The organism is Algibacter luteus, from assembly GCF_900141715.1.
In the GTDB taxonomy this organism is placed as follows: Bacteria; Bacteroidota; Bacteroidia; order Flavobacteriales; family Flavobacteriaceae; genus Arenitalea; species Arenitalea lutea.
Genome location: NZ_FQYK01000001.1, coordinates 639003 through 664745, shown reverse-complemented (window position 1 = coordinate 664745; position 25743 = coordinate 639003). Strand labels below are relative to the sequence as shown.

The 25743-nt window shown below is 32.4% G+C and carries 22 protein-coding genes and 1 tRNA gene; 20 read left to right on the top strand and 3 right to left on the bottom strand.

Going from position 1 to position 25743, the window contains the following annotated elements:
• Positions 1–79: 79 nt before the first annotated feature.
• Both BUA46_RS02745 and BUA46_RS02740 read right to left on the bottom strand, forming a co-directional pair.
• On the bottom strand, positions 80–610 hold the full coding sequence (locus BUA46_RS02745; protein ID WP_019386092.1) for a 30S ribosomal protein S16: 531 nt from the start codon (positions 608–610) through the stop codon (positions 80–82).
• 120 nt (positions 611–730) lie between these two features.
• Positions 731–1792 carry a lactonase family protein gene (locus BUA46_RS02740; protein WP_019386093.1) on the bottom strand — a complete coding sequence of 354 codons (1062 nt, stop codon included), beginning with the start codon at positions 1790–1792 and terminating at the stop codon, positions 731–733.
• Between the two features lie 280 nt (positions 1793–2072).
• Here BUA46_RS02740 and BUA46_RS02735 point away from each other — a divergent pair, with 280 nt between their 5' ends.
• The 7 genes from BUA46_RS02735 (at position 2073) to BUA46_RS15070 (ending at position 9957) form a co-directional block, all read left to right on the top strand.
• Positions 2073–2522: a ferritin-like domain-containing protein gene (locus tag BUA46_RS02735; protein WP_026009889.1), complete on the top strand. Its 450-nt coding sequence runs from the start codon at positions 2073–2075 to the stop codon at positions 2520–2522.
• Positions 2523–2681: 159 nt separating this feature from the next.
• Positions 2682–7070 (top strand): DNA polymerase III subunit alpha, encoded by a 4389-nt coding sequence (gene dnaE, locus BUA46_RS02730; protein ID WP_019386095.1) that lies wholly within the window; start codon positions 2682–2684, stop codon positions 7068–7070.
• A 481-nt stretch (positions 7071–7551) separates the two neighbouring features.
• Positions 7552–7869: a thioredoxin gene (gene trxA, locus BUA46_RS02725; protein WP_019386096.1), complete on the top strand. Its 318-nt coding sequence runs from the start codon at positions 7552–7554 to the stop codon at positions 7867–7869.
• Positions 7870–7950: 81 nt separating this feature from the next.
• On the top strand, positions 7951–8493 hold the full coding sequence (locus BUA46_RS02720; RefSeq protein ID WP_019386097.1) for a ClpP family protease: 543 nt from the start codon (positions 7951–7953) through the stop codon (positions 8491–8493).
• 145 nt (positions 8494–8638) lie between these two features.
• Positions 8639–9568, top strand: a complete 930-nt coding sequence (locus tag BUA46_RS02715; protein ID WP_019386098.1) for a DUF58 domain-containing protein — start codon at positions 8639–8641, stop codon at positions 9566–9568.
• Positions 9569–9712: 144 nt separating this feature from the next.
• Positions 9713–9786 (top strand) — tRNA-Asp (locus BUA46_RS02710).
• A 6-nt stretch (positions 9787–9792) separates the two neighbouring features.
• Positions 9793–9957, top strand: coding sequence for a hypothetical protein (locus tag BUA46_RS15070; protein WP_155949612.1), 165 nt, complete (start codon positions 9793–9795; stop codon positions 9955–9957).
• 95 nt (positions 9958–10052) lie between these two features.
• On the opposite strand, the gene BUA46_RS02705 is transcribed toward BUA46_RS15070, so the two are convergent.
• A complete protein-coding gene (locus tag BUA46_RS02705) occupies positions 10053–10622 on the bottom strand; it encodes a CHRD domain-containing protein (RefSeq protein ID WP_202801133.1) in 570 nt (189 codons plus the stop codon).
• A gap of 281 nt (positions 10623–10903) precedes the next feature.
• On the opposite strand from BUA46_RS02705, the gene BUA46_RS02700 reads away from it, so the two are divergent.
• The 13 genes from BUA46_RS02700 (at position 10904) to BUA46_RS02640 (ending at position 25438) form a co-directional block, all read left to right on the top strand.
• Complete coding sequence (locus BUA46_RS02700; RefSeq protein ID WP_019386100.1) at positions 10904–11113, top strand: hypothetical protein; 210 nt, start codon at positions 10904–10906, stop codon at positions 11111–11113.
• A gap of 10 nt (positions 11114–11123) precedes the next feature.
• Positions 11124–11702, top strand: a complete 579-nt coding sequence (locus tag BUA46_RS02695) for a hypothetical protein (protein ID WP_143148050.1) — start codon at positions 11124–11126, stop codon at positions 11700–11702.
• Between the two features lie 173 nt (positions 11703–11875).
• Positions 11876–12706 carry a DUF4382 domain-containing protein gene (locus BUA46_RS02690; RefSeq protein WP_019386102.1) on the top strand — a complete coding sequence of 277 codons (831 nt, stop codon included), beginning with the start codon at positions 11876–11878 and terminating at the stop codon, positions 12704–12706.
• Between the two features lie 248 nt (positions 12707–12954).
• Positions 12955–13569, top strand: a complete 615-nt coding sequence (locus tag BUA46_RS02685) for a hypothetical protein (RefSeq protein WP_019386103.1) — start codon at positions 12955–12957, stop codon at positions 13567–13569.
• 352 nt (positions 13570–13921) lie between these two features.
• A complete protein-coding gene (locus BUA46_RS02680) occupies positions 13922–16438 on the top strand; it encodes a PAS domain-containing protein (protein WP_019386104.1) in 2517 nt (838 codons plus the stop codon).
• A 41-nt stretch (positions 16439–16479) separates the two neighbouring features.
• Positions 16480–18630 (top strand): sensor histidine kinase, encoded by a 2151-nt coding sequence (locus BUA46_RS02675; RefSeq protein WP_019386105.1) that lies wholly within the window; start codon positions 16480–16482, stop codon positions 18628–18630.
• Positions 18631–18703: 73 nt separating this feature from the next.
• Positions 18704–19075, top strand: coding sequence for a response regulator (locus tag BUA46_RS02670; RefSeq protein WP_019386106.1), 372 nt, complete (start codon positions 18704–18706; stop codon positions 19073–19075).
• 15 nt (positions 19076–19090) lie between these two features.
• Entirely contained in the window at positions 19091–21577 is a 2487-nt protein-coding gene (locus BUA46_RS02665; protein WP_019386107.1) for a sigma 54-interacting transcriptional regulator, read from the top strand.
• Positions 21578–21760: 183 nt separating this feature from the next.
• A complete protein-coding gene (locus BUA46_RS02660) occupies positions 21761–22174 on the top strand; it encodes a hypothetical protein (protein ID WP_019386108.1) in 414 nt (137 codons plus the stop codon).
• Positions 22140–22601 carry a DUF7793 family protein gene (locus BUA46_RS02655; protein ID WP_019386109.1) on the top strand — a complete coding sequence of 154 codons (462 nt, stop codon included), beginning with the start codon at positions 22140–22142 and terminating at the stop codon, positions 22599–22601. Before BUA46_RS02660 ends, BUA46_RS02655 begins: the two co-directional genes overlap by 35 nt.
• On the top strand, positions 22588–23640 hold the full coding sequence (locus BUA46_RS02650; protein WP_019386110.1) for a PAS domain-containing protein: 1053 nt from the start codon (positions 22588–22590) through the stop codon (positions 23638–23640). The genes BUA46_RS02655 and BUA46_RS02650 overlap by 14 nt, the downstream gene beginning before the upstream one ends.
• An 11-nt stretch (positions 23641–23651) precedes the next feature.
• Entirely contained in the window at positions 23652–24233 is a 582-nt protein-coding gene (locus BUA46_RS02645; RefSeq protein ID WP_143148049.1) for a hypothetical protein, read from the top strand.
• A gap of 200 nt (positions 24234–24433) precedes the next feature.
• Positions 24434–25438 (top strand): LacI family DNA-binding transcriptional regulator, encoded by a 1005-nt coding sequence (locus BUA46_RS02640; RefSeq protein ID WP_019386112.1) that lies wholly within the window; start codon positions 24434–24436, stop codon positions 25436–25438.
• The last annotated feature ends 305 nt before the right edge of the window (positions 25439–25743 follow it).

Here is a 25743-nt window from a genome sequence, read left to right as displayed (position 1 = left end):
ACTGCGATCGATGTGACATTCTTGGGAATAAAAAACTCCGATATTTCTATCGGAGTTTAAAAGTATAAAAAAAAATTTTTTATTCTTCTTCGTTTGAAGCTTTAGCTTCAGCAGCAGGAGCTTCTTCAGAAACTTCTTCAGCAACCTCTTCTTCAACAGGAGCTGGAGCAGCTGCAGCAATTCTTGCTTCGTTAACCGCTTTTTCAGCAGCAAGAGCATCAGCTTTCGCTTTTGCTTCAGCATCTGATAAACCATCAGCTTTCGCTTGAATTTTAGCGGCTTTTTCTTCTAACCAAGCAGTAAATTTAGCTTCTGCTTGCTCTTCAGTTAAAGCACCTTTTTTAACACCACCTGCAAGATGATTTTTTAATAAAGCACCTTTGTAAGACAATAAAGTCTTAGCAGTATCAGTTGGTTGTGCACCATTCTGTAACCAAGTAACAGCACCGTCAACGTTTAATTCAACAGTTGCTGGATTTGTGTTTGGATTGTAAACCCCTAATTTTTCAAGGTATTTACCATCTCTTTTTGAACGTGCATCAGCTGCTACGATCCAGTAAAAAGGTTTTCCTTTTTTACCGTGTCTTTGTAATCTAATTTTTACTGGCATAATAATTAATTATTTGAGGTTCTCGACCTCGGTTATTAATAAGGGCGCAAAGATACTCTATTATTTTTAAATTACAACAGTAAATTTAGTATTTGAAGTAAATATTTAATCCATTAAAAATTAGAATAATAAGCATACTGGAGATGGTACTTTTACATCGTACATAAACGCGAGTTTTCCAGTATTAGCATCAACACTAAAGACGGAGATATTATGACTTTTTTTATTGGCCACTAGCAAAAATTTACCGGTAGGATCTAAAGTAAAATTACGGGGCCAATCACCATGAACACTCATGTTTTGAATCTTTTCAAGTGTTCCGTTAGTTGTATTTCGTTTAAAAACAGCAATGGAGTTCTCGCCTCGGTTTGAACCATAAAGAAACTTTTCATCATGACTTAAATGTATATCGGCACAAGAATTTGGTCCAGTATAATTACTGTCAAGTGTTGAATAATGGTCAATTAATTCAAAGTTGGCATTCACTTTTTTCGCAGCAGTAATACTACCTGCATATTCATTAATAATGTAGATAAATTGACCATCTTTAGTTAGAGCAAAATGTCTTGGGCCCGCATTTTCTGGGAAATCAACCAAATTGCTAGATATTAAGTCAAAAGCGCCGGTGTTGTTCTTGTTATAATGAAACAAAGAATTTCTGCCAAGGTCTGCTACATAAAGTTCACCCTTGTAAAATTGAGCCGAATGGGCGTGGGATTTCTGAATGGTATCGTTGTGGTCAATTACTTGAGAAGCTTCGGTCAAGCTACCATCGTCATTAAAATTATATAAGGCTATATTTCCTCCCAGATAATTTGAAACCACTGCTTTAGTGCCTTCAGAGTTAACAGAAACATGACAGGGGGCTCCACCAAATGTTTTTTCAGTATTAATTAGTTCTAAATTTCCACCGACTTTAGTTTTAAAAGCAGAAACGGTTCCGTTTTCAGTTTCTCCAACAGCATATAAGAATTTCTTATCGGGCGAATACGCTAAAAAAGAAGGATTTTTGGTAGTTGCAGCCAATTTTAAATCGCTTAAAATTCCTGTATTAGGATTAAACTTTAGCTGATAGATGCCTTCGCTTTCGCCATCAGTATAAGTTCCTATATAAAGTGTTGTTCCCTGTTGTTGGCAATTCAAAAGTGTACAAGCTAATATTAAATACAATACATGTTTCATGGCTAGTAGTTATTTTTCAAAAGTAGTATAATTTATGGAGGCTGCCAATAGTGTTAAATACTCTTAAAATTATCACAAACACCGTTAAAACCCTTGACAACGCTAAGTTTTTCTGTTATATTAAAGAAAGCTGATGTGAAGTAATTCACGTTTAATGCAAAATTTAAGGTTAAACAAATTGTTTATGTGTGTTTAATAATTTGTTTATGCCTCAAAAGTGTTTTAAGCTTTTGAAAATCATAAAATAAACACATGAAATTTAAAAATGAAAATGAATAATATGAAGTACAGTGAAAAAATTTCAAACCAATTAAATGAGTTATTAGTAAAAAATTATGATGCCGAAAAAGGGTATTTAAATGCTATTGAAAATGTTGATAGCGATAAATTGAAAATGTTCTTTAAAAGACGTGCCACGGAAAGAAGTGAGTTTGCAAAAGAACTAAGAACCGAAATCTTGCGCTACGGCGAATTGCCGGAAGACTCAGGAAGTTTTAAAGGAACATTGCATAGAAACTGGATGACTTTAAAATCGCTATTTAGTTCAAATAACGAAGAAGCTATTTTAGAAGAAGCCATTAGAGGTGAGGAAGCCAGTTTAGAAGAATATAATGAAATTCTTAAAGACAGAACCTTGCCACCAACTATTGATTCTCTTTTAACGAAGCAAAAAAATGCCATTCAAGCGGCAATTAATACAGAAAAAGTACATGAAGAATTAGTGTCATAAACATTAATTTTTGGTTAAGTTTAGCGCAACCTATTAGGTTGCGTTTTTTTGTTTACAACTGTTTATAACTTCACTTTAAAAAAGTATAAATTCTATGTATTTTTATACACTTCGTTTTTGCTCTAAACGATAAAATAAATCAACACATAAAATTAAAGAATGTACTTAATTTTCGATACAGAAACCACCGGATTGCCTAAACGCTGGGATGCACCAATTACAGATACTGATAATTGGCCTAGGTGTATCCAAATCGCATGGCAATTGCACGATGACATGGGTAATTGTATCGAGAGTCAAGATTTTTTAGTAAAACCTGAAGGCTTTAATATTCCTTATGACGCAGAGAAAATTCATGGTATTTCAACCGAATTAGCCCAAGAGCAAGGTATTCCATTGGCAGAAGTTTTAGAAAAATTTAATGAAGCTTTAGGAAAAACAAAATTTGTAGTTGGACAGAATGTGAAATTCGACCTAAATATTATGGGTGCCGAATTTGTTCGTGGTAATGTTGAAAACCCACTTCAAGAATTACCGGTTTTAGATACTTGTACAGAGCACACTGCGGAAATGTGTCAAATTCCTGGAGGTCGTTATGGTAAGTTTAAATTACCAACATTAACCGAGTTACACGAATTTTTATTCAACGAGCCTTTTGATGAAGCGCACAATGCTACTGCCGATGTGGAGGCGACAACACGATGCTTTTTAGAATTGATTCGTTTAGGTGAATTCACAAAAGAGGAGTTGGATGTTCAGCCTGATTATTTCGAGAATTTCAAAAAAGAAAACCCTGAGAGCATTCAGCTTATTGGTTTAAAGCATATCAATCTTAAGAAGGAAAGTGCTAAAATTCGCGAACGCATAAAAAAGGCTCAAACTAGTACAATCTCTTCTGAAGAAATAAAACAAAATGTAGGTGAACTAGCCGATGTTGATTTTGTGCATTTGCATAACCATTCTCAGTTTTCGGTATTACAATCTACCATGAGTGTTGCTGATATTGTAGCTGCAGCGGCAGAACATAATATGCCAGCCGTAGCCTTAACAGATCACGCTAACATGATGGGGGCATTTCATTTTGTAAATGCCGTTAATAGAGTAAATAGCGGAATAAAAGCAAAAATTGCTGAAGCTGAAGAAAAAGGCGAAACACCAACGGCGAAATTAATAAAGCCTATTGTAGGTTGCGAGTTTTTTGTTTGTGATAATCACGAAGATAAAACCAGAAAAGATAATGGGTATCAAATTGTTCTGCTTGCTAAAAACAAAAATGGTTACCATAATTTAGCTAAATTATCGTCTCATGCATTTGTAGACGGATTTTATTATTTGCCGAGAATTGACAGAAAGCTTATTCAGCAATATAAAGAAGACTTGATTGTGCTTACCGGGAATTTATATGGCGAAGTTCCGAGTAAAGTTTTAAATATTGGTGAAAATCAAGCTGAAGAAGCATTGCTATGGTGGAAAGCAGAGTTTGGTGAAGATTTGTATGTGGAGTTAATGCGCCACAATCAAGAAGATGAAAATCGCGTAAACCCAACTTTGATTAAGCTTGCAAAAAAGCACAATGTTAAGTTAGTAGCATCAAATAACACGTATTACAGAAAACAAGAAGATGCCAATGCACACGATATTTTACTGTGTGTAAAAGATGGTGAAAAACAAGCCACACCTATTGGTCGTGGTCGTGGGTATCGTTACGGTTTGCCAAATCAAGAGTATTATTTCAAATCTTCTGAGGAAATGAAAAAATTGTTTCAGGATGTTCCTGAAGCTATTATGAATATTCAAGAAGTCGTTGATAAAATTGAAGCCTTTCAATTAGCGCGTGATGTTTTATTACCTGCGTTTGATATTCCAGACGAATTTAAACATGCTGAAGATGAGGTTGATGGTGGTAAGCGCGGTGAAAATGCCTATTTAAGACATTTGGTATACGAAGGCGCCAAAAAACGATATGGTGAACCGCTTACTGATGAAGTTAAAGAACGTATAGATTTTGAGCTAAGTGTTATTGAAAATACAGGCTATCCAGGTTACTTTTTAATTGTTGAAGATTTTATTCGCGAAGCCAGAAACATGGATGTTTCGGTTGGTCCTGGGCGTGGTTCTGCGGCAGGATCGGTAGCCGCCTATTGTTTGTGGATTACCAATATAGACCCGTTAAAGTACGATTTGCTTTTTGAGCGTTTTTTGAATCCAGATCGTATTAGTATGCCCGATATCGATATTGACTTTGATGATGAAGGTCGTGGTCGCGTTATGCAATACGTGATTGATAAATATGGTAGTAACCAGGTAGCGCAAATTATTACTTATGGCACCATGGCTGCCAAATCTTCAATTCGAGATACGGCACGTGTTTTAGATTTACCGTTGTTTGATGCGGATAGAATTGCGAAGTTAATACCAACCATGTCTAAACTCGGAAAGATATTTGGGTTAGATGAAAAGGAATTAGGTAAAAAATTTAGAGCTGAAGATTTAGAGAAGGTTAATGAGCTTTTGAATATTGCAGACGGTAGCGATTTGCAAGCTGAAACTGTAAATTTAGCAAGAACACTTGAAGGGTCGGTTAGAAACACAGGAATTCATGCTTGTGGTGTGATTATCACACCAGATGATATTACCAAGTTTGTGCCTGTAGCTACTGCTAAAGATTCCGATTTGTATGTTACGCAGTTTGATAACTCGGTTGTGGAATCAGCAGGACTCCTAAAAATGGATTTCTTAGGTCTTAAAACCTTAACCTTAATTAAGGATACCGTTAAAATTGTTAAAGCTAAGCACGATATACAACTCGATCCGGAGAATTTTCCTTTAGATGATGAAAAAACCTATGAGCTTTTCCAACGTGGAGAAACAGTGGGCGTCTTCCAATATGAATCTCCTGGAATGCAAAAGCACCTTCGGGATTTAAAACCAACGGTTTTTGAAGATTTAATTGCTATGAATGCCTTGTATCGTCCGGGGCCCATGGAATACATTCCTAGTTTCGTTAGAAGAAAACATGGCGATGAAGAGATTGAATACGATTTACCAGCCATGGAAGAATACCTTAAGGAAACTTATGGTATTACGGTCTATCAAGAGCAGGTGATGTTATTGTCTCAAAGTTTGGCTGGTTTTACTAAAGGTGAAGCCGATGTATTGAGAAAGGCGATGGGTAAAAAGCAAATTGCAGTTCTCGATAAAATGAAACCTAAATTCATCGAGCAAGCCAGTGCTAATGGACATAATGCTAAAATACTTGAAAAGGTTTGGAAAGACTGGGAAGCTTTTGCGAGTTACGCATTTAACAAATCGCACTCTACGTGTTATGCGTGGATAGCTTACCAAACCGCCTATTTAAAGGCGCATTACCCTGCGGAATATATGGCTGCGGTACTTTCTAATAACATGAACGACATCAAGCAAGTCACTTTCTTTATGGAAGAATGTAAACGTATGAAGTTGGATGTTTTGGGGCCAGATGTTAACGAATCGTATTACAAGTTTTCGGTAAACAAAGATGGTGCGGTACGTTTTGGAATGGGTGCCATAAAAGGTGTGGGTCATGGCGCAGTTATGACCATTGTGGAAAACCGAAAGAAAGACGGACCCTACAAATCTATATTCGATCTAGCAAAACGCATAGACTTAAGAGCAGCCAATAAAAAAGCCTTTGAAAATTTAGCTTTAGCTGGAGGATTTGACGGTTTAGCCGATACGCATAGGGCACAATATTTTCACGATGATGGCGATGGCATTACCTTTTTAGAAAAAGCCATTAAGTATGCCCAAAAGCATAAGGAAAATGAAAATTCGGCGCAGGTAAGTTTGTTTGGTGAAGCTAGTGAAGTACAGATAGCCGAACCCGAAGTCCCTCCGTGTGAGGAATGGGGCACGATGGAAAAACTGAGCAAAGAAAGAGAAGTTGTTGGGGTTTACATTTCTGGACATCCATTAGATGATTTTAAAACTGAAATGACAACTTATTGTAATGCCACTGTGGGAATGTTTAATAATTTGGAGCCTTATGTAAACCGAGAATTGGTATTTGGTGGCGTGGTTACCGATGTACAACATCGTGTAAGTAAACAAGGTAAAGGATGGGCGCTATTTACTATTGAAGATTATACCGATAGTTTTGAGTTTAGAATTTTTGGAGAGGAGTATTTAAAATTCAGACATTTTTTATTGAAAAACAGTTTTGTATTTGTTAAAACCTTTGTGCGGGAAGGCTGGGTGAATAAGGATACTGGCAAGAAAAGTGATCCGAGGTTGCAGTTTAATAATTTTCAGTTATTGCACGATGTTATGGAGCAGTACACCAAAAAACTCTCGATACAAGTGGATATAAAAGATTTAAATGAGCAGAAAATAATCTCGTTAAAAGAATTGTTAAGTATGCATCCAGGAAATCAAGCGCTTAATTTTTTGGTTTATGATACCAAGGAGAAAATGAAATTAACCATGCCTAGTAGAAGACAGAAAGTAAAAGTTTGTCAGGAATTGTTGAGCGAATTGGAGGCACAAGATGTCAAGTTTAAATTGAATTGACTTGTAACAATTTTTTCATTTTTGATACCTATTTGAGAATCACAAATAATTTTGAATTATGAAATCTACTAAATATGTATTATTGTTAATAGGATTAGCTGCATTGGCAGTTTCTTTTTACGGTTTAATAAAGGGTGTGCGCTGCTAGATCATGTCATTTCTATAGTTTGCGGGCTAAGTTTATTGTTTGGTTATTTTCAGATTAATAAACTAGAAAAAATTAAATCTGATAATTAAATATTAAAAGAATTTCTGCTTTGCGCAAAGGATAGAAGCGGCATCCTTTTTTGCCCTTAAAAGCAAAAAAGATATAGCTGATAGCCTGGTCCCGATAATTATCGGGATGCGCCAAAACAAATAAAATAACCGCAGCCAATGTAGGTATAAGGAAAACAAATTGTTGGTTTGTAAGCTTTCGAGTTTTTTTTGACTAATTTTGTGTAATTAAAATAAATTAAGAACAGATTAAAATATAAATATTATGGCATTAGAGATAACAGATGCAACCTTTGAAGAAACGGTATTAAAAAGTGATAAACCTGTATTGGTGGATTTTTGGGCTGCTTGGTGTGGACCATGTAGAATGGTTGGACCAATTATTGAACAAATTAGTGATGAGTACGAAGGTAAAGCCGTTGTAGGTAAGGTTGATGTTGATGCTAACCAAGAGTTTGCTGCGAAATATGGTGTGCGTAACATACCTACGGTATTGGTTTTTCAGAACGGAGAAGTTGTTGGAAGACAAGTTGGTGTTGCACCTAAAAATGCATATACAGAAGCTATTGATTCGCTTTTGTAATAAATAAAGTAAAAGAAAGTTAAAAAGGTTTGCCTTAATGGTGAACCTTTTTTTATTTTAGAGGTATATTAAAAATGAATTATGAGTAAACCAACAAAAGTACAGGATGCTATTGATAGCAAGTTAATTGAAGAACGTAAAGTCTTTTTATGGGGGCAAGTAGATGACGAATCTGCGAAACACGTTATAGATAGATTACTTTATTTAGATGCTTTAGAAACTAAAGACATCCAATTATATATAAACAGCCCTGGTGGGTATGTAACTTCTGGTTTTGCCATGTATGATTGTATAAAGTCTTTAAAGAGCGATGTTTCTACCATATGCACAGGTTTAGCAGCGTCTATGGGTTCTATTTTGTTATCTGTAGGAACAAAAGGCAAGCGTTTTATACAACCACATGCCAGAGTTATGATACACCAACCAAGCGGTGGTGCCAGAGGGCAAGCTAGTGATATTGAAATTACGGCTCAAGAAATTTTAAAAACTAAAGAAATTAGTGCTAGAATATTAGCTGAAAATTGCGGACAAGATTTTGAAAAGGTTATGAAAGATTTTAATCGCGACCATTGGATGGGCGCTGAAGAATCTGTGGCCTATGGCATTGTTGATGGAGTAATATAGGCCCCCTAACCCCCAGATGGGGGAACTCTTAACTTTCCAATAAAATGGAAAGTTTAAATTTAATTAAATTGATTAATATTTAACGTATATTTTTTACCTCATGAGTATTTCCTCCCCGTTTGGGGAGGTTAGGTGGGGCTTTTCTATGAACTTACAAAACGAACTTAATAAAGCAGAAGGTTTTAAAAACCTAGAATTACTTGCAAAACAAGTGGTTGAGGGGTTTATTGCTGGTATGCATAAAAGTCCGTTTCATGGGTTTTCGGCAGAATTTGCAGAGCATAAAATTTACAATCAAGGAGAAAGTACCCGCCATATTGATTGGAAGCTTTATGCCAAAACCGATAAGCTTTATACAAAACGCTATGACGATGAGACCAACTTGCGCTGTCATATCATTTTAGATAATAGCAGCTCGATGCATTACCCTAAGCTAGAATCGTTTTCAATTGATCATTTAAATAAAATAAGTTTTTCGGCATTAGCAGCAGCCTCCTTAATGCAGATTTTAAAAAAGCAACGTGATGCCGTTGGTTTAAGTATTTATAGTGATGATTATGATTATTATGCCCCAGAAAAAGGTAGTGAGCGCCACCACCAGATGCTATTAAATCATTTAAGTGAAGCTGTTATTTCGAAGCCTAAAAACAAACAAACAGAAACGTTTAAATACATCCATGAAATAGCAGAAAAAATTCATAGGCGTTCTATGATATTTTTATTTACAGATATGTTTCAAACCATTGAAGATGAGGTAAAAATATTTGAAGCCTTAAGGCATTTAAAATACAATAAACATGAGGTAATTTTATTTCATGTATTCGATAAAAAGAAAGAGTTTCATTTTGATTTTGATAACAAACCAAAACGTTTTATTGATGTTGAAACGGGCGAGTATATTAATTTGTATGCAGATTCTATCAAAGAAAGTTATCACGACAAAGTAGAATCGTATTTTGAAGCCTTACGATTAAAATGTGCACAATACAAGATAAAATATGTTGAAGCCGATATAAATAAAGATTTTAATAACATCCTTACAACATACATGATAGAGCGTCAAAAATTTGCTTAAAGCCTCAGCATTAAGGAAATAATTATGTTATTTTAAATTGATAAGATTTTAAACTCATTTTTTTTGAAATTTTACACAAAAAAGAGAAAAAAAGATTTGACATATAAAAAAAGGCGTGTATATTTGCAACCGCAATAAAGCAACGGTCTGGTAGTTCAGTTGGTTAGAATGTCGCCCTGTCACGGCGAAGGTCGCGGGTTCGAGTCCCGTCCAGACCGCAAAAATTGCAAGAAAGAAGCTCTGAGAAATTAGGGCTTTTTTTGGCAATAGCAAGATGTTGTGTTGTTCCCGAAGTGAATTCGGGATGTAGTTTACCAAAGCAATTTGGTAATCCAATGGAAAGCTTTCCTTTTTTCTTTACAGAAGATTGGGATGCTTTTTTGTTTTAGAGCAGTTTGTGATTCAGTTGTTAAATATGTATAATAAAAAACCCTAGTATGAAAGTTGATTTCAACTAGGGTTTTATTTTTGTAGGAATTTTAAATTATAATTGACCTCTTAACTCGCCACTACCATATTTATCGGTATGAACATTAATGTAAATATTGCCAGCCCTAATAGCCGAAATAAGATCACTTAATGGATTACCGGCAAAGTCGCCAGCTAAATTGCTTTCTGTAATAGTTCCTTCTGCTAAAACGCCATTTACAGGTGCTTCCGTTTGTGGTGTAAAGTCACTAGCATTTAATAGGTTAACAACAACGCCTCCATTAGTTCCAGCAGGCGCCATATGAAAATGGGAGCCTGAAATGTTTGTTTGAACATTGGCAACAATAAGTTTAAAATAAACAGACGATTCATCTTTACTTACCCGAACTATAACCTGCCCAGTAGCTTTTGTCTCTTTGGCTGGCACTTCGTTGTCGCCACTTAAGTGGGTTGTAAAATTCAATTTGCCCTTTTTTGATTTGCTTTGTTTAGCAATCAAAGTAGTAGCTAAAGTTTCTTCTTCTTGCAAGTCTGCAAGTGTTTGGTTACTGCATCCTGATAACGAAAGCCCTAAAGCCATTAACAGGCAGATGCATCCTGTTAATTTTAAAAGTAATTTAATCATAACAAATAATTTTTTTAGTGTTTAGAAGTGAGTTGGTCTAAAAAGTGAAGATTGTGGGGAAGTTTTATTCCAATACTTCTAGAACAGAAGTTAATAATTAAATATAGTTAAAATATCTGATATTTAGTATTTTAGGGGTAATAATCTGCAGTTATTCACGTTGCCTTTTTTTCGGGTTTTTAAGTTTTTTGCTTGGTCGCTGCCTTAACATCTCGATATAAAAAGTGACTAATAACATCAATAAGTGTCAAAATTATATTGATAATCCAAACTCATTTATTATGAAAAAACAAATTTTAATTCTTTTACTATCAAGCTTTATTTTAAGTTGTGGTGGAAAAGAAAAAAATCAAAATCAATCAGAAAGCAATGAAATTGAGTTAATACAAGAAATAGATTCTATAGAAGCGGCTACTAAAGAACTTAAGAGTACAGAAGAAAGTATCGAAGCATCCATTAAAAAATTGGATGACATGTTAAATGAAATATAAAATTAGTATTATGAAAAATTCAATAAAAGTATTATTTATTATTGCTTTTTTATTTGGTTGTATAACTATCGGATTTGCTCAAAAACCTGAACAAGCTGGAAAAAAGGAAAAAGTAGAAAAGAAAATTAAGAAGGAGAAGAAAGAGTTAAATGAAGATGTTGAAGAAGTAGTTAAAGAAAAGAAACAAAAGAAACAAAAGAAACAAAAGAAAGAAAAGGTAGAGAAAAAGATTAAAAAAGAGAAAAAGGAAAAATCTGAAAAGGTTGAAAAAGAAGGTAATTCATTTGGTAAAGACAAATATGGACTCGAAGGGAAAGCTTATGGGCAAGAGCGAGCAAGACAAGCTAAACTAAATAAAGAGGAAAAGACTAAGGAGTTTGAGGCTACCTTAGAGAAAGGAAAGGAGAAAGCGAATAAAGCTCGAGAAAAAGTAAAGGAAGTTAAAGACAATCTTAAAGCTCAAAAAAGTCAAGGTAGGATTACTGATAAAGAGTACAATGACAAATTGGAACGGATAGAGGCTATTGAAAAAGAAACAGATTCATTGGAACAGAAAATTGAAAAAGGTAAAAAATTGAGAAAGTCATAACATAATTAATGGCACTTCACAAAGTTTTTATAATGGTTAACCATATTATCGGTTAGCCTTTTTATTTATTAGTTAAAGAACGTGGCATTTCAACGAAAATACTGTTAATAGTAGGACAAGTTTTAAAGGAGGTCTTACTTTTGTAATTATCTATAAAAAAGGAAGTTATGAGAATGAATTATTTAAAATCAATTTTTGGAACAGTAATAACTATGATGGCATTAATGCTAATGGTAAACTGTGATAATGCAGATAGTAATAAAAGTGAAACTGCCAGAATTCAACTGAAATTAGTTGATGAACCTGGAGATTATGAACAAGTAAACATTGAGATAATAGACATTCAATACAGATCTTCAGAAGAAGACGAAAGTTGGCAAAGCTTTACTCCTGAAAGCGGGTATCCTTTAAATGTTGATATTACAGAACTTATTGCAGGTAATAGTTTGCTATTAACAGATGAAGTTGTTCCTGTTGGGCTTTTAAAGCAAGTAAGATTGGTACTTAGTGATAATAATACCCTAAAAATTGAAGGTGAAGATGATTTAATTCCATTAGATACACCAAGTGCTCAACAATCAGGATTAAAACTAAACTTAGATAAAGAATTGGAAGCAGGATTTGTATATTCTTTTATTTTAGACTGGAATGTTCAGAAGTCTATTGTTAAAGCTGGTAATTCAGGAAAATATATTTTAAAACCAGTCATTAAAGTGAATGCAGAGGTAAATTCAGGCTCAATAAGTGGTAAGGTTGTTGAAATTATTGAAGATATTGAAACTCCAATTGCAAACCAATTAATAGAAGTTTATACCACAGAAGGAGATTTAGTAAAGGATACATTAACTAATGAAAATGGAGATTTTGTAATTCAAGGACTTGAAGCGGGAGGATATATTATTAAGATTATGAAGGAATCCTATATAGCTTATGAATCATTAGAAGTAAATGTTGAAGTTGGTAATGTAGAATCAGTTGGAACTATTATTCTTGAATTAGAATAAATAACACATCCTTATAAGTCAATAAATAACCCATTCTATTAGAGTGGGTTTTTTTTATCAATAAATCAAGATACTTATTGAGTTAGGGACAAAATTAAGAACTTGTATAATTGAATTAATACTTTAATCTATAAAATATGTAATATTTAGCTTTCATTTTTAAAAATTATACGTCATACAACGAAAATATTTTGTCTTTAAGCTGATTCGAACTAAATTTGAGTTGTTAACCTACTTAATAAAATGTTATGAAAAATCTTGTACGCATGTCTCTTTTGAGTCTAGGATTGTTGTTTTTTGGATGTAACTTAGAAAGCATTGAACAATCAGATATTCAAATTAATAACCAAGAAAAATCAACTAAGAAAAATAAAGATTTTGAAGTTGTTCAGACTGATAATTCAACTAATGAAACTACAGCTAGTTATTGTCATGAGGTAAATTTAATTGCAGGTCAACATCATGAAATAGGAACAGTATCCATAAACATTGAAGGCGATTTTTTAATTGTAACATACACAACAAATGGCGATTGGGTTTTAGATGCCACACATTTACATATTAGTAATTGCGAAGAGGATGGTTTCCCGACAACAGGTGCAAATAACCCTAAAATTGGCCATTTTGATTATGCGAGTGAGCATGAAGATGGAACAACTCAAGTTACGTATGCCATTGATATTGGTGAAATTACTGAAACTTTATGCTTTGCGGCACATGCAGAAGTTGATGGTCCATCTGGCGAAACTGCTTGGGCTGAAGGTGAAGATTTTGGAGGTAATAGTTGGGCTATGTATTTTGAAGCCAATTTGATAGATTGTGGCGATGAAGATGATGATGGTGGTGGGCCACCTGCTCATTAGTACAAAAAAGATATTAAGTTAAAGAACGAATACATTTGGTTTCGGTTTTATAAACTTCAAATTAAAAATGAATACTTACCTCATAAATCGGGAAGTTATATGGCAAGAAATAAGCTCTAAGAAATTAGGGCTTTTTTTGGCAAATTCATCAAGATTTATAAAAAATATAATAAAGGTTCTGAGATCAATACAGTACCAGAGAAATCTACCATAACTATAAATCATTTTCATTCCATTTTTCGCTTTCAATTATGAGCGACCGTCAAAATTTCTATTAAATTGTGCTGATTTTAATTCAAATTTAATCTCACAAATAGTATATTTATAAACTTCTGTATTTTAAGCGCTATTCATGTTAGTAGCTATTGGAAAGGTTATTTCTCCATTTAAAGCAGATTTAAATCCATATAAAGCATCGAATTATTGCATGGAAATTTACGCAACCATAATCATTGAGTTTATACTTGTAGTATCGAGTATACTTATTTTATTTAAACTCAGAACTAAAATTGGTTTGGCGCCGCTATATATACTTTTAGGAGCTTTACAATATTTGCAAGCCAATTTAGGAACTTCCTTTAGTTTTAAGTTGTTTGAAGATTACGTTATATACCCAGGCTCCATAATACTATTCAGCGGACTCTTATTTGCAGTTTTATTAATTTATACAAAAGAAGGTGTTGCTAGTGCTCGCGCTCTTATTATAGGTGTGGTGCTTTCAAATATAATCATGTCGTTAGTATTTGAAATTACATACGTACAACATGGCATTATTAGTAAAATGAGCGATATCGTGGGCCCAATGGGTACTTTTTATGATATCAACTTTAAGTACTTATTTAGCGGAACAGTCATACTACTTGTAGATTTTTTACTAATAGTTATTCTTTATCAATTTTTAATCAGCAAATTTAAAAATCTACCTTATTTTTTGGTGTTACTCTTATCTTTAGGCACTATTTTAATGTTTGATGCTTTTGCCTTTAATTTGGCTTTGTTTTATGGAACACCACTGCTAAAAACATCATTAATAAGTCATATTATAGGTAAATCTATCGCGGCCGTTTTTTATTCTTTAACACTGTATTTGTATATAAGGTATTTAGACGGCGAAAAAGAAACTACTTCATTTATAGCTAAACAAGAAAGAGATATTTTTTCAATAATAAAGTACAGGAAACAATTTGAAAATCTAAAAATTGAAAAAGCAAAAGTAGAGAAAAAGTTAACGTCGCGATTAGAAACTACATTGCATAATATTTCAGACGGATTTGTTTCTCTTGATACAAACTGGTGCTATACCTATTTAAATAAAAAAGCAGCAGAATTTATGGGTAAAACACCTGAGAGTTTAATTGGTAAACATATCTGGACAGAATTCCCAGATGGTGTAAATCGTTCTTTTTATAAAATCTACCATGAGGCTGTTGAAACTCAAAAAACAATATATTTTGAAGATTATTACGAACCCATGGATAAATGGTTTGAAAATAGAGTTTATCCATCATCAGAAGGCTTAACTATTTATTTCACAGATATAACCGAACAGAAAAAAGCAGAAATAACCGTAAAAGAAAGTGAAAACCATGTACGCACCATTTTGGAAACAGAACCAGAGTGTATAAAGCAACTTAACCGTAAGGGCGAGTTATTGTACATGAACCCTGCAGGATTGGAAATGATTGAAGCCGAAAACTTTGAAATGGTTGACGGACTATCTGTTCTCAATCTTGTGAATTCTGAATACAAAGAATCATTTAAGAAGCAAATAGAAGATGTTTTTCAAGGGGAATCTAGTAAGCTTATTTTTGAATTAACAGGGCTTAAAGGCACCAAAAGATGGATGGAAACCCATGCAGTACCCTTTAAAAATACGAAAGGAAAAATTATTTCATTACTTGCAGTAACACGAGATATTACTGAACAACGAAAGGCAGAAGAACAAATAGTTAAAAATGAAAAATTATTTAGAGATCTTGCCTCAAATGTGCCAGTTGCTATTTTTCAAACAGATAGCCTAGGGTCTTGTAACTATGTGAATGAAGAATGGGTAAAATATGCAGGAAGACCATTTGAAGAAGCTTTAGGTTATGGGTGGATAAATGCTATACATCCAGATGATAGAGAAAGAGTTACAAAAGAATGGAAGCAATCTGTAGAAACCGAAAATGAGTTTGTTTCAGAATTAAGATTTCTGGACAAGGAGAATAAAATTACATGGTTATCTGCTAGGGCTGTTGGTGTACATGATAATCAAAATAACTTATACAGTTATATAGGTATGGCACTTGATATTACTGAGCTTAAAAACGCAGAAGAACAACTTGTAGCGAGTAAGAGGTACCTAGATAATATTATAAACAATATTGGTGACCCTGTATTTGTTAAAGATCAGAACAGTAAATTCCTTATTGCTAATGATGCTTTTTATAAATTTTTTAATCGGACAGAAGAAGATATCATTGGAAAAACTTTTGCTGAAGATGTGCCTGAAGAAAAGCGAGAGAGATATTTAAAAGCCGATAAGCAGGTTATTTCAACTGGAAGAGAATATGCTGATGAAATCGAATTAAAAATAAAAGGTGGAGAGAGCCGAGTCATACTAACAAAAAAAACCAGATTTGTAGACGAAAAAGGCAATATATTCCTCATTGGTGTAATACGCGATATTACAAATCGTAAAAAAGCTGCAATTGAACTCGAAAAACATAAAAATAACTTAGAAGAATTGGTTGAAAAACGCACCGCCGAGGTTAATGCTAAGAATACTGAATTACAACGTATGAATAAATTGTTTGTAGGAAGAGAATTAAAAATGAAAGAACTTAAGAATATTATAAAAGAACTACAGAAGAAAGATGAGAATTAAATTTTCTTATAAAATATACAAATCCTATAATTTCTTTTTTTATGAAAAGTAGTTTCATATACCGTTTACTAAAAAAACCTTTGGTGGCTGGTATAACTGCATTTTTAATTCTATTGCTGAGTACACAATATATTTCTTATCAGCAATATTTATTGCATGAAAACAAGCAAAAAGAAGAAATAGATAATGAGGTAAGTTTAATAAAAGAAAAACTACAAGCATTAGTCATGTATAGTTATTCAGCTACAAAAGCACTGGCATATATAGTTGAACGAAATGGAGTACCAGATGATTTTGATGATATCGCCATTGAATTATTAGATAATCATGAATATTTTGATGTTGTAGAGTTAGTTGATAACACAGGTACAATCACGCATGTTTATCCTTTAAAAGATAATAACGTTATTGGTTTTAATATTTTTAAAAGCAATGAGGCGCTTAGCGGTGTATTAACCACAATAAAAAGAAAAGATTTTTTTATTGCAGGTCCTGTTAATTTAAAACAAGGCGGCGTTGGCATAATTAGCAGACAACCCATTTTTATAAACGAAAAATTTGCAGGATTTTCAGCAGTTATAACTACACTTTCAACTTTTTTTAATGATTTAAAAATAAATACATCTAGGGATGAACGTTTTATGTATCAACTCTCAAGGGTGAATAATAAAACAGGTGAAGAAGACTTTTTTCTAGATAGTGATATGTCTAATTATAAGGAATTCGCTGTTCCAATAGAGATGTCTTTCGGAGAATGGAAACTATACGTAGTACCTAAGCAAAACGAATTAAATTCTGGTTTATGGTTCGCCCTTTTTGGGTTAATACTTGCAATTAATGGTGGTTGGGGTGTTTGGTTTTTAGCAGGACAGTCAGAACGATTAACACGGCTTATTAATATTAAACTTATTAGTCAAGAATCCGAATTGAAATCTATTTATGAAACATCTAAAGTTAAGATAGAAAGAAGTGAGTCTAATTTAAATAAAGCACAACAAATTGCAAGTTTGGGTAGCTTTGAGTGGGATTTGGAGTTAGATACATTATCGTGGTCCGACGAAATGTATAGGATATTTGAAAAAGATCCGAACAACTTTGAAGTGACATATGAGGCGTTTTTTGATAACGTACATCCAGACGATAGAGATTTTGTGCTTAAAACACATACAGATACTTTAAAAAACAAAAATACATATCATATAACTTATCGATTATTACTTGATGGTGAGCGTATTAAGCATGTTGATGAACAGTGCGAAATTTATTATGATAAAAACCAGAAACCAATAAAATTCTTTGGAACAACGCAAGATGTTACAGCAAGAGTTCATAACGAAAAGGAATTGTTAAACTATAAAAACAATTTAGAGAAGATAGTGAATTTAAGAACCGAAGAACTTAATGATAGCAAAGATGCACTATTAAATCTTTTAGAAGATATAAATTCGCAATCAATTGAATTGGAAAAAGAAAAGGTGAAAGCACAATCTGCCGATTTAATGAAGTCTGCATTTTTAGCCACCATGTCGCACGAATTAAGAACACCAATGAATTCCATAATTGGGTTTACGGGAATATTGTTAAAAGAATTAGCAGGCCCACTAAATGAAGAACAAAAAAAGCAACTTGCCATGGTAAAGAAGAGTGGCGAGCATTTATTAGGTTTAATAAATGATATTTTAGATATTTCTAAAATAGAAGCAGGTAAATTAAAAGTGTCATTATATCCATTTGATTATTTGGCAACATTAAATGGTGTTGTAGACTTTTTATTGCCTCAGGCTTCGGCGAATGGGTTAAATATAGATACCGATATTCAGGTAACTCGCGCAACACTTAATAGTGATGAAAGGCGAGTTGAGCAAATTCTGCTTAATTTACTTTCAAATGCCATTAAGTTTTCTAAAAAAGGCACCATCAAGGTTAAAGTAGATATAAAAGATAGTATGCTTGTTACAAAAGTTATTGATGAAGGCATAGGTATAAGTAAAAAAAATCTAGCTAAATTATTTATGCCTTTTATTCAGCTTGAAACTGGTTTGAGCAGAAATCATGATGGTACGGGGCTTGGGTTGGCAATCTCTAAGAATTTAGTTGAAAAATTAGGAGGTTCAATTCAAGTAGAAAGTGCTGTAGGAAAAGGAAGTAATTTTACTTTTTCTTTACCAATGGAAAATTCAGACAATAAATAATTAAATTATAACACCAAATAGTTTATATTTAAGACTTTAACGTGTTAATATCAACTTTTTTAGCTTAGTAAATATGAAGTCAACCATTTTAATAATTGAAGATAATAAGCAAAATATGTACATGCTTTCATATCTACTCGAAAATAATGGTTATAATGTGCTAAAAGCATATAATGGCGCACGAGGTTTAAAAATAGCGCATGAAAAACATCCAGAAATTATTTTAATAGATATACAATTACCTGATATGGACGGTTACGAAATTTGTATTAAATTAAGGCATAATGGGTTGCCTAAAAACACCACGATTATTGCTGTAACATCGTATGCCATGGGCGGTGATAAAGAAAAAGCCATAGAAGCTGGTGCAGATGGATACATTGAGAAACCTATAAACCCAGAAACTTTTGTGAGTCAAATGGAAAAAATTCATAATACCCGATAATAGAATTTTGACAAGATGAAAACTATTTTAATAGTAGATGATACGTATGAGAATCTTTACCTATTAAGGGTAATACTAGAAGAGGCTGGATATGAAATAGTTGAGGCTTATGATGGAAAAGAAGGCTTAGATAAATTACAAAAAAATAAAATTGATCTGATTATTTCAGATATTTTAATGCCTGTAATGGACGGCTACATGTTTTGTCAAGCCTGCAAAAAGGATAAAACATTTAAGAACATCCCTTTTGTCTTTTATACTTCTACATATACCGAAAAATTAGATGAAGAGTTTGCCATTAAACTGGGTGCAACTCACTTTTTAAGAAAACCTACAGATTCTGATACCATTATAAAACTGGTTCAAAACATATTTTCTGAAACGAAACCACAAGTAAAGCCAGAAAAAAAGCCTGAATTCACAGAGCAAGAAGTTTTAAAACTATACAGTAAAAGACTCATAAGTAAACTTGAACAGAAAAATTTAGATCTTGAAAATGAGATTCTTGAGCGCAAAAGTGCCGAAAAGAAACTCATATTTGCCAAAGAATTTACAGATAAACTCATTATGTCCATGCAAGAAGGCTTATTAATAGTCGATCTTGAAGGAAAAATAATTATGGTTAATAATTCGTTTTGCGAAATTTTAGGCTATGAAAAGGAGGAACTTATTGGGCTTAATTTACCCTATCCTTTTGCCAGGACCGAAGATTTAGAATTAATGTTAGCTATAAAAGAGGATGTTGCAAAAGGTGAAGCAAGATCGTTTAAATTGGATTTTATAAAGAAAAATGGCAAAAAGTTCAGAGCGTCATTTTTATCCGGAAACATTTTAAATGATAAAGGAGAGGTAATAGCTTTATTCGCAACAATAAAGGATATTACAGATGAAGAAAAAGCTAGGATTATTTTAGAGAAAAAAGCTTTAAAGTCTAATCAAAAGAAGGAGGTTATTCTAAAATTAGCCAATCTTGTTGGAAAAAGTTTTAATGATTCATTAAATAAAATTACGCAACTATCTGCTCAAACATTAAATGTTGAAAGGGTGAGTATTTGGAGTTTTGAAAAAGATAAAAGTGCTATTTTTTGCCAAAAATTATATAAGTTACAAAGCGATTTACACGAAACAGGTTTTGAATTAAAATATGACGATAATCCAAACTATTTTAACGCCTTACGCGAAAATCAAACAATTTGTATTAGTGACGCTCTAAATAATAAGATAACTGAAAAATTTGCAAAAGATTATTTGGCACCAAACCATATTACTTCCCTTATGGATGTATTTATTAATAGTACTAATGGCCATTATGGTATTATTTGTTTCGAGCATGTTGGAAAAAAGAAAAGGGATTGGACTGCCGAAGATCAAGAATTCGCAACATCAATTGCTAATATTGTGTCTTTAATGGTTGAAAGTGCTGAACGTAAACAGGCCGAAGAAAATCTTGTTTTAGCCAATAAAGATCTGAAAACGGCTAACGAAGAATTGAATAAACTTCGTAATCAATTAGAACAGGAAAATTTCTATTTAAGAAATGAATTAGACCTCGTTTTTAATTATGAAGATATGGTTTATGGTAGCGCAGAATTTAGCAATGTACTAACGGAAGTTGAAAAAGTAGCTCCAACAAATGCTACAGTGCTATTATTGGGAGAATCTGGAACGGGTAAAGAATTAATAGCAAGGGCTATACATAATACAAGTCTTCGAAATAATAAACCTCTTATAAAGGTTAATTGTTCAGCAATTCCTAGAGAATTAATAGAAAGTGAATTGTTTGGTCATAAAAAAGGTTCATTTACTGGAGCTTTTAGCGACAAAACTGGCAAGTTTGAATTGGCAGATGGAGGTACCTTGTTTTTAGATGAAATTGGTGAATTGCCATTAGATATGCAACCAAAAATATTAAGGTTTTTACAGGAAGGCGAAATTGAAGTTGTGGGTGGAGTTGGGTCAAAAAAATTGGATGTTCGTGTAATAGCAGCAACTAATAGAAATCTCAAAGAGGAAATTAAAAAAAAGCAATTTAGAGAAGATTTATATTTCAGGCTTAATGTATTTCCAATTGATGTTCCTCCACTAAGAAAACGAAAAGATGATATTCCGTTATTGATTGAGCATTTTGTAGATAAGTTTAATAAATCGTATGATAAGGGTATCAAATTTATTCCTGATGATACGATGAATCAACTCAAATCTTATGATTGGCCGGGTAATATTCGAGAATTGGAGAATTTAATAGAAAGGGCAGTAATTCTTTCAACTAACGAAACCTTGTTAATTCCAGGTTTCGAATCTACAGCTCAACAAACCAAGCAGCATATTAAAAATAAAGATTTGTCCTTAGATGCTGCTCAACGAAATCATATTCTTCAAGTATTAGAACAATGCGAATGGAAAATTAGTGGATCAAATGGAGCTTCGGCTTTACTAGATTTAAAACCTAGTACATTACGCGATAGAATGTCTAAATTAGGCATAACAAAACCGAATATTTAGTAACGGTATTCCGTCACTTCTTGCAATACACCATAAATATGCACGGTATTTCGTGCATATTTATGGTGTATTTTATTTCATGAAAATATTTAAATATCACATTATCAGATAATTACGTTTATTTTGTTGTTGTAAGTGTATTTTGGCACACCCATTGTCGTAAAGTTTTACAATGATTAAGAAATGAAAAACGAAATTATCTTAGATAACGTAAAATTTTGGCTAGACCAAGACTTAATACATGCTACTTTCAATAGCCATGTAGATAAAAGGTTTATTGAATTTGAAGCTGAAGTTATTTTTATTGAAGTAATTAAGGCTATGTCTTATGGAAAATATAGACCAATATTAATTGATTTATCAGGAGTTAGTAGACTAAATTCAATTCGATTATTCAAGTTGTTTTCAAGCAATGCTCAAATTAAATCTTTAGTACTTTCAAAATCATTTATTGTTAAGTCATTGGATTTAAAATTTTTTCTAGAGTTGTTCAAGATAGGAAGTTCAACTATAGTGCCAATAAAAATATCAACCGATTATACTGATACATTAAAATTTTGTAATGAAAATTATGCACAATTTAATGCCTCTTATTAAAAAGAAGTTTACAGACGAACTTGTAATATTTGAAAACGCTATGTTTTGGACAGATAATACAGAGATTCTTTATTGTAAGTTCAATAATGAAGATTCAAATTCAAAATTAACTTATAGTCGGGCAGGTGAATATATCAATGCCATAGTTAAATTATGTAAAGGTAAGCCTATGCCATTTCTAATTGATGTTAGAGATACTAAAGGCACATTTTCAATTTCAGCTGCAAAATTAATAACTAATAATCCAGAGCTTGTAAAACTTAGGATTTCTGAATCATTTATTACAAACACTATAGGAATAAGATTGTTAATCACAGCCTATAAAAGAATTTACAACCCAATGACACCATTTGGTGTTTTTAGTGAATTAGAAGCAGCTAAGAATTATTGTTTTGAAACAAAAAACAGGTTTTATGGAAGCAATTAATTATAACATATTAGACGGTCTCAATAATGATTTATTAGAAGTAATATCTAAAAATACCATTATTACAATAACCGATGCTTTGGGTAGAATAGAATACGCCAATAATAATTATTGCAAAATAATGGAATGCGATGTTAGCAAACTTATTGGAGAAACACATGAATTGTTAAAATCGCATCTTCATGCTAATAAGGTCTATAAAGAGTTGTGGAAAACTATAAAAGCAGGACACAAATGGCAAGGTGTACTAAATGATATTTCCGACACAGGAAAACTGTTCTGGTTAGATACTACTATTGTTCCCATAATAAATGAAGAAGAAAATAGAATAAAATATGTGGCCATATATAAAGATGTAACCAAATATGAATTAGAAAACACGCAACTATTAGAAAGTAAAATTGCGTATTCAAAGTATATGTCTATTTATCAATCAATAGATGTAGGTATTATAGTTGTTACCGATAATGTTGGAAATATTACCGAATGGAATAAAGGAGCAGAAGTAGCATTTGGCTATTCAAAGGCTGAAATACTGGGGCATCCACTTTCAGTTTTATTATCTATTAAATATAGAAAAGGAAATATTAAAGAATTATTGGCAATAATAGGTAAAATTAAAGAAAGCCAAAACACAGATAAAATTGAGTTGTGTTGCATTCGTAAAAATGGTAGCGAGTTTCCGGTTGAATTTACATTAAATAGTTTGAGTTTAGATAATAGTAATTTTTACTGTGCTAGTATGCTAGACATTACCAAATGCAAAGAATTAGGAAACAAATTAACATTGAAAACTAAGGTCTTAGAATTGTTTTTAAAGCAATCTAAGCAAGACGAAGATTCCGTATCAGAAGATTTTCCTGATTTGTTAAACAACGAAGAAGTAATAACACATGAGAAAGAAATAGCAGATTTAGAATTTGCTAATAGAACAACAAATATTGATAAACGTCATACTCCGTTTTCGAGTAATAATCCTGAATTAGGGATTTATAATTACAAAAGGAAGGATATTAATTTAGATATAATATCTAAGTAAAAAATAGAAATGTGAATTATAAATATCTTATAAATATAGGTTTAGTATTATTTAATTTCATGTTTGGCCATGCTCAAATTGTTAATGAAGGCGTATTGTATATATCAGATTCAACCAATGTGTATTTTGAAAATGAATTGATTAATAAAAAAGGCTCCATTATAAATAACAACGGTACTCTATTTTTTAATAAAGGATTAAAAAATGAAGGGTTAGTTGATTCGTCATCAGGTCATACCTATTTTAAATGTGAAATACAAAAAATAAATGTTGATGGAGCTGATAATGCTGTTGATTTATTTAGTCTATCAACACCTTTCAATAATAGAGTGACATATTTAGGACAAAAAACAAAAGCGTTTCAAATTAATGCTGTATATCCAGAAATTGAAAATCAAGAAACGAAGTTTGCTAATTATTTTATAATGAATAAAAACAGTTCAGAAATAATAAAAACAAGCAGATTAAGAAATTCTATTACTGGAAAAGTAGAGTTCTCAACAAATGATTTTATTGAAATATGGGAACAAAGGATATTAAACGATAGTGTTCTAGCATTAAATATTCTCTCATTAAATTTTATTAGTAATTAATAGCTAGGGGTTTTGGTGAGACGGACCCCGGAAAGAAGCATCCTGATTTACTTTGTAAGGAGGGGTGCTTTATTTTTTACGAAAGTTAAATTGTTTTGATAATAGCAGGTACAATATAACCAAATTTAGAGAATTAAATAAATGGTGGTTACAATAAGTTATTTTGTAAATTGCATTAATTTAAATAACGAGTTATAAGAATGGTTACTTTAAAGCAATTAGCAAAAGAATTAAACGTATCAATATCCACAGTTTCAAAAGCATTAAACAATAGCGAAGAAATTGGTGAGGAAACTGTTAGACGGGTTAAAGAACTTGCCCAATTGTATAATTATAGACCTAATAAAGTTGCCTTAAGTTTAAAAAATAATAAAACAAAAACTATAGGCGTTATTATTCCTAACATTCTTAATAGATTTTTGGCCAAAGTACTTTTTGGTATCGAACGCGAAGCTTCTAAACACGGCTACAATATTATTACTTGTATTTCTAACGAATCATTAACCAAAGAAAAGGAAAGCTTACAATTGTTAGCTAATGGAAGTGTTGATGGTTTTATTTTATCGGTAGCTGAGGAATCTCAAATAAAAAATGAAGTTGAGCATTTTAGAAATACTATTACACAAGGTTTACCAATAGTTATGTTTGATAGGGTGGCACACGATGTGTTGTGCGATAAAGTAATTGTAGACGATTTTGATTCTACTTACAATGCTACCAAAAGCTTAATAGAAGAAGGTCGAAAGCATATTGTGTTTATAAGTAATATATACGACTTAAGTGTAGGAAAGCTAAGAGAGCATGGATATAATAAGGCCATAATTGAAAATAGTAATCTCCAGCCTACAGTTATAAGAATTAAAAAGGAGGATGATCATCAACAAGAGATAAAATCACTTTTTAAGAAGAATAAAAACATTGATGGTATTATAGCAGCCGATACTTCTTCGAGCATAATTGCTATAAATACTGCCGTAAATTTAGGATTAAAAGTTCCAAAACAGCTTTCAATAATTGGGTTTGCTAGTAAATCTGAGTCGGATTTAGCCATGCCAAAATTAACTACTATTCGGCAACATGCTAAAGATATTGGTGCAATTGCTGCAGAATTATTAATTAAAAGAATTCAAAATACTGGCCCTACTGAAGATGTAAAAACTAAAATTGTAAAAACAACTTTGGTTAAAAACGAGTCTACGCTGTAACCGAATACATACAGAATTAATTGGATTTGCATTTCGTCGATAAAAAAGTATGCATTTCGTCGAATATTTTACATTTCATCGAAAAAGTAATCGATACATCTTATATGTTCTATTATTTTAGCAGTCCTTAATTGTGCGACCCACGAATATCCCTAAGTACAGTTAAGAATCATTAATCCACACTTTGACTGTTTAAGTCAAATTCCCTCATTAAAAAAGTAATAGAGTCGTACTACAATTTATTGTATTCGATTTTAAGTTAATTATCCATTTTTCCCTTAAACCGAGATTTTAATTTTTTAAAG

Coding starts and splice junctions, on each gene's coding strand:
- BUA46_RS02745 (WP_019386092.1), bottom strand. CDS start 610: ATGCCAGTAAAAATTAGATTACAAAGACACGGTAAAAAAGGAAAACCT.
- BUA46_RS02740 (WP_019386093.1), bottom strand. CDS start 1,792: ATGAAACATGTATTGTATTTAATATTAGCTTGTACACTTTTGAATTGC.
- BUA46_RS02735 (WP_026009889.1), top strand. CDS start 2,073: ATGAAGTACAGTGAAAAAATTTCAAACCAATTAAATGAGTTATTAGTA.
- dnaE (WP_019386095.1), top strand. CDS start 2,682: ATGTACTTAATTTTCGATACAGAAACCACCGGATTGCCTAAACGCTGG.
- trxA (WP_019386096.1), top strand. CDS start 7,552: ATGGCATTAGAGATAACAGATGCAACCTTTGAAGAAACGGTATTAAAA.
- BUA46_RS02720 (WP_019386097.1), top strand. CDS start 7,951: ATGAGTAAACCAACAAAAGTACAGGATGCTATTGATAGCAAGTTAATT.
- BUA46_RS02715 (WP_019386098.1), top strand. CDS start 8,639: ATGAACTTACAAAACGAACTTAATAAAGCAGAAGGTTTTAAAAACCTA.
- BUA46_RS02705 (WP_202801133.1), bottom strand. CDS start 10,622: ATGATTAAATTACTTTTAAAATTAACAGGATGCATCTGCCTGTTAATG.
- BUA46_RS02700 (WP_019386100.1), top strand. CDS start 10,904: ATGAAAAAACAAATTTTAATTCTTTTACTATCAAGCTTTATTTTAAGT.
- BUA46_RS02695 (WP_143148050.1), top strand. CDS start 11,124: ATGAAAAATTCAATAAAAGTATTATTTATTATTGCTTTTTTATTTGGT.
- BUA46_RS02690 (WP_019386102.1), top strand. CDS start 11,876: ATGAATTATTTAAAATCAATTTTTGGAACAGTAATAACTATGATGGCA.
- BUA46_RS02685 (WP_019386103.1), top strand. CDS start 12,955: ATGAAAAATCTTGTACGCATGTCTCTTTTGAGTCTAGGATTGTTGTTT.
- BUA46_RS02680 (WP_019386104.1), top strand. CDS start 13,922: ATGTTAGTAGCTATTGGAAAGGTTATTTCTCCATTTAAAGCAGATTTA.
- BUA46_RS02675 (WP_019386105.1), top strand. CDS start 16,480: ATGAAAAGTAGTTTCATATACCGTTTACTAAAAAAACCTTTGGTGGCT.
- BUA46_RS02670 (WP_019386106.1), top strand. CDS start 18,704: ATGAAGTCAACCATTTTAATAATTGAAGATAATAAGCAAAATATGTAC.
- BUA46_RS02665 (WP_019386107.1), top strand. CDS start 19,091: ATGAAAACTATTTTAATAGTAGATGATACGTATGAGAATCTTTACCTA.
- BUA46_RS02660 (WP_019386108.1), top strand. CDS start 21,761: ATGAAAAACGAAATTATCTTAGATAACGTAAAATTTTGGCTAGACCAA.
- BUA46_RS02655 (WP_019386109.1), top strand. CDS start 22,140: ATGAAAATTATGCACAATTTAATGCCTCTTATTAAAAAGAAGTTTACA.
- BUA46_RS02650 (WP_019386110.1), top strand. CDS start 22,588: ATGGAAGCAATTAATTATAACATATTAGACGGTCTCAATAATGATTTA.
- BUA46_RS02640 (WP_019386112.1), top strand. CDS start 24,434: ATGGTTACTTTAAAGCAATTAGCAAAAGAATTAAACGTATCAATATCC.